The sequence below is a fragment of the Flaviaestuariibacter amylovorans genome, from assembly GCF_039541815.1.
Classification (GTDB): Bacteria; Bacteroidota; Bacteroidia; order Chitinophagales; family Chitinophagaceae; genus Flavisolibacter; species Flavisolibacter amylovorans.
On the sequence record NZ_BAABGY010000008.1, the window covers coordinates 237,557 to 251,219 of the forward strand.

The window sequence follows — 13,663 nt, forward strand, 5'->3', positions numbered from 1 at the left end:
CCGAAAAATTTAATGAAAGTATAAGCATCCATGCCATTAAATAATACGGCCTGCTTACTCTTATATACCAAGCTAGTGAAATTCATAAAACATCTTAGTTCCACCAATAGGAGTGATTCCAGTATCTAACGCCGCCATGCCAAGAGCAAGCGCCTGACCCCGTTGCGTAACTTTCGGTGCCATCTTCGCACTTGCACCCTACTCGTTTCCTAGTGCACATTGTAAATATGGAGCCTAAGAATAATACGGATAGTACTACTCCAAGCAACCCAGAAAAGAAGTTCGACTTAGCTTGTTTCCATCTCATTAACTCTTCAGCCTTCGCTGCCTCTTGCATCTTTCTATAGTCGTGTATCACCGTGGAAGGAGGGTCTATATACCTACTTGTTGGAGCGCGAATGGCATCCAACAAGTCATTCTTGGGCTCCTTCCTTTGTTGAACGACCTTAGCAGTGACGATTGACTCGGCAAACGCATAGGAGCTCAAATTAATCGAGCCAAGGTGATTAGTCCTTACAAGTGGTTTGTCGGAGAACTTGAATGAACCAACCCCACCATAAGGCAGGAAGTCCATCATGGCCTTTCCAACATTAGAATTCGACATCCTAAACAGTTGAAGAGCGTCTCCTTTGAACGCACCAGAAAATGATGTTTGTTGTTTATCACTTAATCGAAGCTGAAACGACTTGCCGTCATAAGTGTACTTCCCGCTTTTGACACCCGGTTTAACACAGCCTATGTTGAACCAGGTCATTACCTTATCAAAGTCCTTAACAGCCCGGCCGACGTTGCACCAAACCGCACTACCGTCTGTATAGACACGCAGGAGTATTGTCGTACTGGCACTTGAATAGAAATATAAAAGTTTGCTCTCCACAGACTCTAAGTTAAGATAGCCAAGGCATCTCAGGTTTCTGTCTTGTTTTTTTCTATTGTATTTTTTGCGCCCTTTTCTTTTGGGCAAACGCACTTTGTATAGACACCCCCTGGGTCCTCCCCTTCAAACAACCCGGGTCTCACAGCGCAGGTCGGGGTACCCCCGGCCACTAAATCTCATAAGTTTTAAAACCTTAAAAGTTTATCCCATGGTCAAGGTAACAAATGTCGTACTCCGTGAAGGAGAGAATGGAAATTTCGTGCTTCTCGAACTGTCTGGCGACTTAGAGCTCGTGCAAAGCCAGAAGACAGGCTTATTCTATGGCACCGTACGCAAGTCGACGATGCCAGTTACAGTGGACTTCGAGTCTGCTAAAGCGTTTATTGGACGTGAGATTCCCGGGACGATTGTTCGCGTCGAATGCGCTCCGTACAACTATGTAACGGAGCAAGGAGAAGTCTTGGAACTAAATTACCGGTGGGCTTATGTGCCGGAGGAAAAAATGGGAATGAAGGAGCTGCCTACCGTGGATAGCCAGATTGCATAGCTCATAAAGCTGGCTAAAGGCAGGTGGGTCCTATACCCATCTGCCTTATTTTTTTTTATACTTACCCATTGCCTTAATAGTCTTTCGCAGTTGCTTCCAATCAACATTATCAGCCTGACTGATTTTCACAATGGCTTCGACATCAGCACCGTTGTTATATGTGCGCACTTCCAAGCTGACATCGCCATACTTGGGCCTGCCATACTCTTTCGTCAGCTCATCATTCTTTCTTATAAAGGCCTTAAAGTAGTATTCCACAAAATCACTTATTGTGTTCATATGTTCCATAAACTGAACGGCCAATAAGAAGAACTCTGGCCCGCTCTCATGAATACTGAACAACACCTTCTGTCCCGTCGCGTTCTCAACAATGGCGGAGCTATAATTGGATTCAACCTTATATCCCTGAAGCGAGGACAGGTATTCTAAAAACTCGCCGTTCTCAGAGCCGTATACATACTCATTTACATACTGACCATTCTGTTCCTTGATTGGACGAATCTTTATTGATAGCACTTCCTCAGGCTCCGCTCTAAGTACTGAGGCTGCTTCTTCCAAATCTCGATTATAAGTATCCATCGGTAAGGTGGTCGCAAAGTGCTTTATCATAATAGTTGCTTTGAGGCTAAAAATATATAGAAACTGATATACACCGACCTCTCTTTAACCGGATGCCTTTCATCCACTAATCCAAACAGAATCATATGAAATTGAATCCAGCGACTCAGAAAAAACAGAAACTAAGATTAAGCCTCGAAGGCCAAACTTACACCGGAAAGACGCTTTCGGCACTTCTGGTTTCCTATGGACTTGCAAAAGACTGGTCCAAGACAGCCATTATTGACACTGAGCATCACTCGGCGTCTTTTTACAACTGGCTCGGGCCATTCAACACTATCCAGATAAGCGCTCCCTACCGGACAGAGAAGTACATAGACGCTATCGACCTATGTGAAAGTGCAGGCATTGAGGTCATTATTGTGGACTCCATCAGCCCAGAGTGGGTAGGTGAAGGCGGCATTCTGGATGTATACTGCTCGACGCCAGGCTCACGGGCACAAAAGCGCAATAATGCATTTCCTCAGCACCATGCCTTTATGAGCTATCTGCTGGAGAGCACAGCTCACATCATTACGACAGTAAGAGTATCAGGTAGTAGGCTTGAGCAGGACCTAGCCTACCGGCACAACTTCCATGCAGTAGTCTCCTTAGACCAAAATCAGGAAGCAAGTGTCGTTAAGGACCGCACAGGAATATTGAAAGGCGAATGCCCTTGCAAACTCTCACTTGAAATAGGGTCTAAGCTACTCCAATGGTGTAATCAGGGGGAGGACCCTGTATCACCAGCATTGCAGGGGCAAATCGACTCCTGCAGGAACCACGAAGAACTCCAGCGGCTTATGATTTCCCTTGATATGGAGGACATGAGCCTTATGTCGGCCTTCACGCGCAGGCGCCTGGAACTAGATGGCATAGTGTCATTTCGTCAAATTGACAACAGTGGACCTAAGCACCCGCCGATGACTGTCGTCTGACATGAAGCAAGAGATGTACCCCTTAACATCTAGTCTAAGCTCCCCAACAATCATCTATTCATTCATTTAAGAAAACCAATGGAAACATCAACAAAGCCTGTGAAAGGCAAAAAGAAGCCCCTAAACGAAACAGAACCAGTTATCTCGGGTAATGTGGTTGACCAGCCCGTAGAAACCTCTCCCGGCGCATTTATTTCGGCTAATACCGTGGAGAGCTCCTTAGACCAGATTCAAAAGGAGCATGTGATACCGGTGTTCGTAAAAGATAATGAGCCGGTCATCAGCCATGCCGACTTTATCGAATGTACACAGGATATTGTGCGGGACATCTTCCACGGGGAGACCATTATGAAGCCCGCCGTTCGCCTGTCGCACGAAATCAAGGGCAGAATACCAGAAGCCAGGAATAAGCCTTCTAAGGAACTACTGGACCACGAACGGACCATTTACTACGAGCGGATGGCGTTCCTCATCAACATTCCGTCTATTGCAGATGAAGTCGGCGGGAATACCCTCTCACTTACTATTGGTGGGGTGAAGGCTTATAACCTGGACAACCTGTATAGTAAGAAGGGTACCGACGAACACTTTAAGGTATTCATCGGGTTTCAGGTGAAGGTGTGCACCAACCTCTGTGTCTGGACTGACGGTTTTGTAGGCGACTTGAAGGTAAAGAACCTTGACCAACTCAAAGCCTGTATCAAGACCCTTCTGGCAAACTATAATGGTCAGCGCCAGCTCGAGGCCTTGAATTCTCTGAACGAGTATAGCCTGACCGAGCATCAGTTTGCCCAGCTGATAGGAAGGTGCCGGATGTATAATTACCTCCCTTCGACCCAGAAGGCAGGATTGACGCCGCTACTGCTCAATGACACGCAGCTTTCCTCTGTCGTGCGTGACTACTACCGGGATGAATCATTCTGCAGGATGTCAGACGGCAACATCAACCTCTGGAAGCTGTATAACCTGTTCACGAGCACAAATAAGAGCAGCTACATCGACACGTTTGCAGACAGGTCGGTCAATTGCTTTGATTTTGTATCCGATGTGAAGAACGCTTTGTCAGGAGACTGGAGCAGCTGGTTTCTTTCATAGGTCAAGCAGAAGCCAATGAGTGAACTATTCGTGCCGAAATACTGCGACTCTAGTAGTATTTTACTCGTGAACTCAACTGGAGGTCTAAGGAAGCTCTACTGCCCATTTCTGGTTAAAGCACTTTACCATGTGGGCTCGATAAAGCAAGGTAGTCAGGTGTGGGTTGAGAGAGTTGCTTGCAGCAGAACGTGGAACCTTGTTTATATCATCCACGGACAGGCATATGCTTACACCAGGTTCGGGATATTAGCTACCGTTTAGCATTTTCTATCGTTCTGTCAAACTTCGGCTAGTAGCTTTCTATTGGTTACTAGTCGAAGTTTTAATGGCTATAAATGCAGTGCGCAATATTCTTATATTAGATGTTCTAAAACTAAGCTGCGATATGAGGATTACCCCCAGCCAATCCTTCCTAGATAGAAATGCAATTATTGAGTCAGTTAGCAACATCCTTAATAGTGCTAGCTTGGAGATTGTCATTGTTGCGCCATACATAAAGTTGTCCGAGCACTTTAGCAACTTACTGAAGAATGCGAATGACAGAGGTATAGAAATAACTATTGTTTACCGAGAAGATAGGCTTCACAAAAATGAGAAACAGAGGCTGATGAGTTTTGAGAACCTTACCTTACTATGTCACCCAGACATTCATGCTAAGTGTTACTTTAACGAGTATGAAATGGTCATCACGTCGATGAACCTATATGACTACTCTGAGAAGTATAACCGAGAGATGGGGGTTCTAGTCGCTAACCAGGAGTTTGCAGGGGATACTTATCGTCTAGCGCTAAAGGAAGTCAGGGAGATAGTTCAAACGGCTCGGCTTGAAAAAAGGAGTGCAAAGGTGAGTAGCAATGGATTTCGGCCACAACTACTTCAACCGGAACACGAAAAGCTTTTCGCAAGTTGTGTACTTATTAATAGGTTGTTTGATAACAAGAAATTTGAAGTGATAGATAATACACACAAAGGGGAGATAAGATGCAAGAACTATTACGAGAAAATCGATGTGGTACTTGAGCCGGATTTTAGTAAAAGTATAGATGTTGTAACAGGTGAGTTCTCCCTGCATAGAGTTGCACTAGATTTTCGGTGGGATGAAAGTAAGCTTGAAAGGATACATGACTTATTCTTCACGCCAATGATGGAGTATCAGTACACTAACTATAAGATTTACTGGGATTATCATAAGAGCAATCTAACGATTTACAGAGATAAAAGAGGCCAGCCAAAATGGGATACGGCTACTTGTGAGCAGACGTTGAGACTGTTTAAGAACGGCATTGAACAAGTAATCGCAGACATTCGTAAGGTGGAGATGCGGTTACGATAGGTGTCTTAGCTTCTGCGCTTTGAATATTTTTAATATCAACATAATGAAGGAGAAGAAGAAAGGTGATGTTCTGGAGCTTATGGTGTTTATCCTAGAGAAGTCTTTGTGTGATAACCCCAACACCAGAATCGAAACGAATAGAAAAGTAAAAGATAGGGATGGAATTGATAGGGAGGTTGATATATACGTTACAACATACGTGAACGGGCTATCGTTAAAGTATGCTTTTGAGTGTAAGGACTATAAGCGTGGTATAGAGCTCAAGCATATCGTTGACTTTCATTCGCGCCTAGAAACAAATGGCATCTTGGGACTTTTTGTTACAAGCTCCTATTACCAAAGCGGAGCTATTGCGAAAGCTAAAGCGCTTGGGATACAATTACTTCGCTTGAAGAAGCGAGAAGTTCACACAGATAGCATTTCTGCGCTTTTGTTTGCGAGAAAGCTGTTTAGGGTCTCTGATGTTCAGGTGGTAGGCGACCCTTTCGAAGGGAGGATTGTGAATGAAATAGTAAATGGCTGTTCGGATTGTAGAGAGGCAATGCACAGGCGTATCGAGAAAGACTTTCGGGAGTATATTCAGGAACAACTAGAAAATGGTCTAGAGGAAATATTTCCAGAAACGGGGCATCCTACTCATATTCTTAAGCACATAGGGGAGAAGAGAGCCAAGGAACTCCAATGCGTCGCTCAATATGAAGACGCGAGTTTTACCCACGAAGGTAAATTGATTCCCTTTGGGTTTATTGCAATGAAGCTTCATATCTGGTGGGTTATGACAGAGCACAAGCCGGTCGAAGTAAACTCATTCAGCTATATAAAGCATGATGATGAAGGTTTGCGTGCTACATTTTCGATGTCTGAATTCTTTATTGAAGGAGAACGTGTCATTGCCAGCGTATCAAGTTTGAACACGGGTGAAACGAAGTTTACAATCGGAAATCCGGCTAACAAGGACAAGTTAGATGTTAGTAATCGAGTGCTATTAGGGGGAGCAAAAGATTATGATTTAGGAAGCCCAATGGAAGACAAGGATGCCCTTTGACCTCTATTTACTTTAAGTTCGTTTCTTATCTATCAGGGATTCAGCATAAACCTTTCTGGTAGATGCTCTTCGAAGAATGATTTTATTTCTACGTTAAGTGCAATCGCCAGTTTGACAATCGTAGCCAACTCAATGTTTTTCTGACCGTTCTCAATCCTACTAATCTCGGTTCTGTTGATATTGGATTGCACTTCCAGGTCTAGTTGCGAAAGACCCTTAGACTCCCTTATCTGACGGAGCCTAATACCAAACGCCTTCTTTTCCAATGTGAACCTATCATCCATTAAGGATGACAAGGTCCAAGGATTCCTGCATGAGAAAAGTGAGTTATAACACACATTACTTACCTTCCAAGCCTAACTGCTTACTTAAATCTAAAAAATCATGAAAGCATTCTATTCTACAATTGTCATTATGTCAATGATGTCATCTTGCAGCCGAAACAGTTCAACGAACAATGTAACTGCGCCTCCAAGCAGTTTTACAGTAACAGCGAATGGAAGGACCCACACAATAAATGGGTCGCTCGCAAGCTCTAGTTCTACTGGCTCGATTATCTACAAGCATGTTATCACAGGAACGTCAGGAAGTGTCACGACCACCTATACGGCTTATACGCTAAAGGCTACCGACCAGACGATAAACAGCACTGACCCTAACTACCTGTATTTTGAGATTCCGGTGAGCCCGCAGAAAGCTAGCATCGCTGCAGGCTACTCATCCAACCAAGCTACAGGCGGGGATGGCTATTACAAATTCTTCGGAGCTAATGCCGGTGGTACAACTTATGATGACAACATGAACAACGACACCTGGACTCTGAATGTTACAAGCGTCAATGATGGCTACGCTTCAGGGACATTCACTGGAACAATTGTTGACTCTAGGAACAATCGGAGCTTTATCATCACTAGTGGTAAGTTCACGAGCGTGAAGATTATTGATTAGAACACTATTGGGTACGAATTGGGTATAAACAGAGGGGTGGGGCTTGATAAGTGACTGGCGTTCAACTAGCTCAGCTGGCTAGAGCGCTTGCATGGCATGCAAGAGGTCATCGGTTCGACTCCGTTGTCCTCCACGCTTTAAAGGAGCCTCGCGGAAACGCGGGGTTTTTTTATGTCCCTACCTGAAGCTGGCTGGAGCGTACCGCTGGAACCGGGAAGGTCATCGGTACTCCCGAGGCCTCGGGATCCGTTGTTCTCCGCCTCAACAGGCAACTTCAGCATTTCGTAGCATTGTCCTGTTTTCTTATGCCTGGATACAGTGTGTGGCGAGTATCAGCCGTTGCGCTTCGTTGATGCGTGCGGTTCGACGTTAATTTTCTGAGCTGAGCACCGGTGCGTGCAGATGCAGCCGCTCCGGCATTTGAATGGCTTGCCGGAGCATGCGGCGACCGGCTGGATAGACCGGAAGTGATACAAGGGAGCGCCTATGTGGCCGGGTGAACGGAAGTCCCTTATCGCGGCGCCATGCGACCGGTGGGAGGGAGGTCGTCTAGTTCTTGGGGCGCGCACCGGGTGCCACCGTTGGCTACCACTTTGCGGATAAGCCAGGCGACCGCAACCGGATAGACGGTGCTTGCCACGACCAGCTGTCATTCGCCGAACCTTGATTTTCCTGAAGGCGCCGGAAAACCCCCAACGCAGCTTACAAACGGTCGGAGTTTGCGCATGCCCAAAACTTACTCACGGAAACAACTCCGGTTTTCCAAAATGAGAGCTTAAAATGCAGGAATTGAACTGTTTCGTTGGGCGCGCGGAATACCTTGGCGGCGTCGCCAAGACGCCATCTGCCTAACGGGTCATTCAAAGCAACCGTTGCCGCCACCCGTGAATGCGCGGGATTTCTTACCGCGCGGTCGTAAAGCGCATTGGGGCGATAACCCGCTTCTGCCATGCGAGGCAGCCTGAGGACGCGCCTTGGGCGACCAATTAATTCCATGTAAAAACGATCGCCAATGAGAGCTCTTTTCATTTTTGCTTCCTGGTTATTCCTTTTGACCGCAAGTGCCCAGCGCATCAAAACCTCCGTCAACAGCAACTGGTGGTTTTGCAAGGGCGACAGCAGCAGCGGCCACTGGCAGCAGGTTACCATCCCGCACACGTGGAACGCGGCCGATGTGTTGGACGACGAACCGGGTTATTACCGGGGAGCCGGATGGTACAAGCGGTTGCTTTCCGTAAGCCCTGCGTGGAAGGGAAAAACCATTCACCTGTATTTCGAGGGGGCGAACCAGGTGGCTACCGTTTTCGTAAACGGGAAGAAAGCCGGCACGCACACCGGTGGGTACAGCGCTTTCTCCATACCGATCGGCCACCTGCTCCGCTTTGACAGTTCGGCAACTGACGAGGTGGTAATACACCTTACCAATGCGCACGACGAGAATATTCCGCCCCTGAACGCAGATTTCAGCTTTTTCGGCGGTATCTACCGTGACGTCTATCTGCTGGCAGCCGATGAAGTGCATTTCGATCTGGACAATTATGGTTCATCGGGCGTTTTTGTGTCCACGCCAAGGGTTTCAGAGCAGTGGGCCGACGTACAGGTAAAAGGCCTCATTGAAAACGCGGGTGCCACTCCGAGACTGCTACAGGTGCACACAGAGATTTATGACGACAGGGGAGCACGGGTGGCGCAACAGCAGGCTGATCTCACGGTAGGCGCTTTCGGAAAGGTGCCGTTCCTTGCCTTTTTCAGCAGACTGCAGCAACCCCGGCTCTGGAGCCCCGACAAGCCGAACCTGTACCGCGTGTTGACCCGGATCATCGACAGGAACAGCGGCGTCACGACCGATGAAACCGCCCATCCGCTTGGGTTTCGCTGGTTCCGGTTCAGCGCGGACAGCGGCTTCTTTCTCAATGGGAAACACCTGAAGCTGATTGGTGCGAACCGCCACCAGGACTTCAAGAAATTGGGCAATGCCCTGCCCGATGCGCTGCATGTTCGCGATGTGGAGCTTTTGAAAGGCATGGGGAGCAACCTGATCCGGATTGCGCACTATCCACAGGATCCTGCAGTGCTGGAGGCCTGCGACCGTCTGGGCCTGCTCGTGATGGAAGAAATCCCGATCGTCAATCGCATAACTCAGACGGAAGGTTTTGAAGCCAATTGCCTGGCCATGCAAAGGGAGATGATCCGCCAGCATTTCAATCATCCGTCGGTGATCATCTGGGCCTATATGAACGAGGTGCTGATTGAGCCCCGGTATGAGAAAGGCAGTCCGGAACAAGAAGCCTATTTCAGGGATGTGCTGACGCTGGCGAGGAAGCTCGAAGCGCTCACCCGGCAGGAAGACAGCAGCCGCTACACCCTCATTCCCGGCTACGGCGATTACGAGGTGCACCGGCGCACGGGCATCATCGATGTGGCGATGATCTTCGGCTGGAACCTGTACCGGGGTTGGTACGAGGAAACATACCACGATTTCGGAAAGTATCTGGACCGCTTTCATGCCGACTATCCGAAGGTGCCCACGATCATCACCGAGTACGGTGCAGACTGTGACGTACGGTTGCATACTACGAAGCCGCAACGCTTTGACAAAAGCATGGAGTATGCGGCGCTTTTTCATGCCGCGTACATAAAGCAAATGATGGAGCGGCAGTATATCTCCGGCGGCGCTGCCTGGAACTTCGTCGATTTCAACTCGGAGTACCGCCAGGAGGCAACGCCCCACATGAACACGAAAGGCCTTATGACCGCCGACCGCATTCCCAAAGACGCATACTGGATCTACCAGGCGCGGTTTGGCAAGGAGCCGGTTGTGCGGATCGGCAGCCGCGAATGGAAGCTGCGGAGTGGCCTCTCGGTGTCGGGGGTTGATCAGCATAGCTTGCAGCCGGTGGACGTGTACACTAATCAACCCTTTGTGACCGCTTACCTCAACGGGAAAAAGTTTGCATCGGTCAAGGCCGTCGACCGGCGGTGCCGGCTGATGGTGCCGTTTGTCGACGGCAGGAACAAGCTTGAGGTAAGATCGCCTCAGGGGGCCTCGGATGCGGTGGATATCGACTTTGAGCTGCAGCCCGCTTCCTATGCCTCCCCGCTTCCGTTTAAGGACCTGCATGTTAGCCTGGGCGATAGGCGGCAAACCAGTGATGGCGCAGGGCGTACCGTTTGGTTGCCCGAGCAGGAATACAAAGCGAACAGCTGGGGATATATCGGAGGCGAGTTGTACCGGTTGCGTGATAGCGATCAGATTCCTTACGGTAGTAACCGGGCCATTCTGGGTACCGGTCTCGATCCGGTGTATGCAACGCAGCGTGTCAATATCGAGGCTTTCCGGGCAGACGTACCCGATGGGAATTACCGCGTGGTGCTGCATTTTGCCGAACTGGGCGAAAACCGGATGCGTAACCCGGCGCCGGCGCCCGAGCGCTCTTTCGACGTAATTGTTAACGGCCTCCTGGTGTGGAAAGGCCTGAGCAACCAAAAGGAATTATTGCCCCGGCAGGCTTTTCAAACCGCGACCGACGTGGAGGTGCGAAACAAAAAAGGCATCACCGTGTCCTTCGTACCGTTGAAGGGGCAAACGATCTTGAATGCGATAGAAGTCATCCGGCGCTGAGGCCTTCGGGCTGCTTCCCCAATGCCACTGGCCAAAGTCTTTTTCCGTGCATCCCGCCCTTTGTTTGCGCCTACGAAGGGCGGACCCGCGGAGAGCGTGGTCAGGGCTTGATTTCCCGCTTCCAGCTTCCGCTGCCATGCGTGGCGGTCCATAAAAAGGGTTTCTTTTTCTCATCCAGCCATATTTTGCTGTTCCGGATAACGGGGAACTCGAGATCGCTCGAGTTGATGTCGGTGAATTTGCCGGTCCAGTCCGCCCACGTGATGGAGCCGTCTTTGCGGATGGTGCCTTTCAGGTAAGAGATGCCTTTGGACAGGCCGGGCCGGCGTACAAAAACGGCGGCGAATACGTTCTTGCCGTAGCCGCAAACTCCGTTGATCGTTACCGGAATATCCTCGCTATACCAATCACCCGCAGGGCGCCGGATCCTGAAGCTAAGGGCTTTGTCCAGGATCTTTCGAAAGCTGCGTCCCTCATCGGCCGATAGCCAAAGCTCATTCTGGCCGTCGTTGGGATTGGTTCGGGTAAGGGCAAGATAGCTGCTGTCGTTTCCGGCCCAGGTATTGAGATCGTCGAGGCTTTGGTAGCTGCCCGTAAGTCCCGCTTCCGACCCCTCGATCCGGAGGGAGTACCACCGGTACGATCCGTCGGGTTGTCGTTCGCCGCGGTGGGTGCCCGACAGGGAACGGGCGTATAGGATACCGGGGCGGTGGGCGTCGGCCACTACCTTACGCGTGTTGCGGTCGCCGGGGCCGCCTGTGCCGATGTTGCGGAAGTAAAAAGCTGGATTGCCGGGGTTGCCGATCAGGGCTTGTATGTCGTCGCATACATAGACGCCGCCGTTGCTTACACTGTGCGGCGCTGTGCTGCTGCTCCCTGACGCGCAGGCAATAAAAAGCCGCCGCGGATCATGCGGATCGGAAGCGATGGAAACGATGCGGTTGTTGACCGGAGCGAGCCCCTTCAGATCGGCTTCCCTTGCCGGCTCCCCGTTTACGAAGGTGGTATTTATGAGTTCTTGCCACCTGTCGGTTGGACCGTTCAGATTAGTCAGTGTTTTAAAACGCAGCACACCGGTGCCGAAGTTGAGTGCGCCTCCGTACCCATTTTGAGTACTGGCGAAAACGACAGGTGTGTCGAGCAACGCAACGGCCACCGCATCGCAATTGCCCTGGATGCTTGGGAGAGGCGGATTGTTCTGGTACCACGACCGGCCACCGTCGTAGCTTTCCACCAGGGCATTGTCGGCTTGCGCCTGGGCCACATAGTTCTTATAGCCCGCTACGTCCCAGTTGACTGTGGAGGCGGTGCCGTTGGTGCGGTACATCCGCACCAGTTGATTATCGGGCAGCCGGAAGCTGCGTATGTAATGGGTACTGCTGATGCGCCAGTTGTGGAGGCGGGCGAGGTCGCCCACAAAAAACGACTGTTGGGCCATCACCAGTGCGCCTCGTTCCTGGTTGTCGGTATGCTTCCAGGCGGGCGGGAAGTAGCAATAGGTTCGGGTATAATTCTGGTAGGCGTTCCAGCCTACGTCGAAAGAAACGTCTTGTCGCGCGCGGTAATTCAGTGCCATTCGTATTGAACCACCCGCCGTTGCTTTGCCGGACAGGTTCACCTCGGCTTCGTACAGGCCCACCACGCCGCCGCGCTCATAACCGCCCATGAGCACATAGTGCCGTTGCGCACCCGATTTCTTGAACACCACCGGTCGCCAAACGGTTTGCCGGAGGTCTTTCAGGGGGTTGCTGCTATCTGGTTGAATTTCCTGCCAGTCGCCGTCCGGGTAGCTCCGAACAAACAGGCCGGAGCGCATGCCGCCGGGCGTGTTCCGGTTATAGACCGCATACAGCCAGTTGCCATCGGGAGAGAAGTCGCCCCCCTGGCAAACGATGGCGCCGGCGGGAGCGGGGAGCGCCTTCCAGCTGCTGCCACCATCGGTGGTTTCTACAAGCGCCGAGTCGTTGGCGATCACTACCCGGCCTGGTACGGTCGGGTGAATGGATATCGTATATACGTTCCGGTCGCCGGTGCTTTGTTTCGGAAAATAGTAGCTCATGGTCCACGTAGCGCCGCGATCGCGGCTGTGCCAGATCTTACGGGTGCCAATGATGCCGCCGTTTTTTGCCACGGCCGGTTCCGTCTCGCCCGATTGGGCGTTGTAAGTCGCCGCGGGCGGGTTGTCTTCGAGCCAGCTATTCGCCACGAAAACGATGTTCGGATCCTTCGGGTCAATTTCGATCGTGGCCACCGACATATTGGGGCTGGCGGTGGGCAGGGTGATGCGCCGCCACGTTCGGGCATTGTCGTCGCTGATGGCGAAGCCTTGCTGGAACCCGCCGTAGATCCGGTTTGCATTATGGGGCTCGCCCTGGATGATGAAGGTGTTGTGGGTAGGCGTGGTTTGTCCTTTGTAGTGCCAGCTGCGCCCGAAATCGTTCGACTGGTAGAATCCCTCCACGTCGGAGGCGAAATACATGCGTCCGGCAATGGTTGGATGACAGGTAAGGTGTTGTATCTGTCCGCCGGCGCCCGGATTGGTGTTCACCCACTGGGCATCGGTGCGCGAGGGAAGCGTCACTAACAATAAGAAGAGCTTTTTCATTCCTTGGCTGTTTATGAATCAACGAGGACATGGCGCGGAGCGCGCGCTTTGTTTCC

At 50.4% G+C, this 13,663-nt stretch carries 12 protein-coding genes; 7 read left to right on the plus strand and 5 right to left on the minus strand.

Translation table 11 applies throughout. The annotated features are described in order from the left end of the window. Positions 1–94: 94 nt before the first annotated feature. Positions 95–877, minus strand: coding sequence for a hypothetical protein (locus tag ABD937_RS14720; protein ID WP_345256517.1), 783 nt, complete (start codon positions 875–877; stop codon positions 95–97). Positions 878–1,085: 208 nt separating this feature from the next. On the opposite strand from ABD937_RS14720, the gene ABD937_RS14725 reads away from it, so the two are divergent. After that, entirely contained in the window at positions 1,086–1,424 is a 339-nt protein-coding gene (locus tag ABD937_RS14725) for a hypothetical protein (RefSeq protein WP_345256518.1), read from the plus strand. 45 nt (positions 1,425–1,469) lie between these two features. Here the strand turns inward: ABD937_RS14725 and ABD937_RS14730 are convergent, their stop codons facing one another. Then, complete coding sequence (locus ABD937_RS14730; protein ID WP_345256519.1) at positions 1,470–2,033, minus strand: hypothetical protein; 564 nt, start codon at positions 2,031–2,033, stop codon at positions 1,470–1,472. Positions 2,034–2,128: 95 nt separating this feature from the next. Here ABD937_RS14730 and ABD937_RS14735 point away from each other — a divergent pair, with 95 nt between their 5' ends. The 4 genes from ABD937_RS14735 to ABD937_RS14750 all read left to right on the plus strand — a co-directional run bounded on the left by ABD937_RS14735 (position 2,129) and on the right by ABD937_RS14750 (position 6,432). Beyond that, positions 2,129–2,959, plus strand: a complete 831-nt coding sequence (locus tag ABD937_RS14735) for a DEAD/DEAH box helicase family protein (protein ID WP_345256520.1) — start codon at positions 2,129–2,131, stop codon at positions 2,957–2,959. A gap of 78 nt (positions 2,960–3,037) precedes the next feature. Beyond that, positions 3,038–4,054, plus strand: a complete 1,017-nt coding sequence (locus ABD937_RS14740) for a DUF3871 family protein (RefSeq protein ID WP_345256521.1) — start codon at positions 3,038–3,040, stop codon at positions 4,052–4,054. Between the two features lie 385 nt (positions 4,055–4,439). Then, complete coding sequence (locus ABD937_RS14745; RefSeq protein ID WP_345256522.1) at positions 4,440–5,387, plus strand: phospholipase D-like domain-containing protein; 948 nt, start codon at positions 4,440–4,442, stop codon at positions 5,385–5,387. Positions 5,388–5,430: 43 nt separating this feature from the next. Further along, positions 5,431–6,432, plus strand: a complete 1,002-nt coding sequence (locus ABD937_RS14750; RefSeq protein ID WP_345256523.1) for a restriction endonuclease — start codon at positions 5,431–5,433, stop codon at positions 6,430–6,432. A 32-nt stretch (positions 6,433–6,464) separates the two neighbouring features. Here the strand turns inward: ABD937_RS14750 and ABD937_RS14755 are convergent, their stop codons facing one another. After that, a complete protein-coding gene (locus ABD937_RS14755) occupies positions 6,465–6,716 on the minus strand; it encodes a helix-turn-helix domain-containing protein (protein WP_345256652.1) in 252 nt (83 codons plus the stop codon). Positions 6,717–6,816: 100 nt separating this feature from the next. On the opposite strand from ABD937_RS14755, the gene ABD937_RS14760 reads away from it, so the two are divergent. Continuing rightward, a complete protein-coding gene (locus tag ABD937_RS14760) occupies positions 6,817–7,380 on the plus strand; it encodes a hypothetical protein (protein ID WP_345256524.1) in 564 nt (187 codons plus the stop codon). A 702-nt stretch (positions 7,381–8,082) separates the two neighbouring features. On the opposite strand, the gene ABD937_RS14765 is transcribed toward ABD937_RS14760, so the two are convergent. Next, positions 8,083–8,409: a hypothetical protein gene (locus ABD937_RS14765; RefSeq protein WP_345256525.1), complete on the minus strand. Its 327-nt coding sequence runs from the start codon at positions 8,407–8,409 to the stop codon at positions 8,083–8,085. On the opposite strand from ABD937_RS14765, the gene ABD937_RS14770 reads away from it, so the two are divergent. Beyond that, complete coding sequence (locus tag ABD937_RS14770; RefSeq protein WP_345256526.1) at positions 8,393–11,002, plus strand: glycoside hydrolase family 2 TIM barrel-domain containing protein; 2,610 nt, start codon at positions 8,393–8,395, stop codon at positions 11,000–11,002. The two genes, ABD937_RS14765 and ABD937_RS14770, sit on opposite strands and share 17 nt — an antisense overlap. A gap of 100 nt (positions 11,003–11,102) precedes the next feature. Here ABD937_RS14770 and ABD937_RS14775 read toward each other — a convergent pair whose 3' ends face one another. Next, entirely contained in the window at positions 11,103–13,607 is a 2,505-nt protein-coding gene (locus ABD937_RS14775) for a WD40/YVTN/BNR-like repeat-containing protein (protein ID WP_345256527.1), read from the minus strand. Between the last annotated feature and the right edge of the window lie 56 nt (positions 13,608–13,663).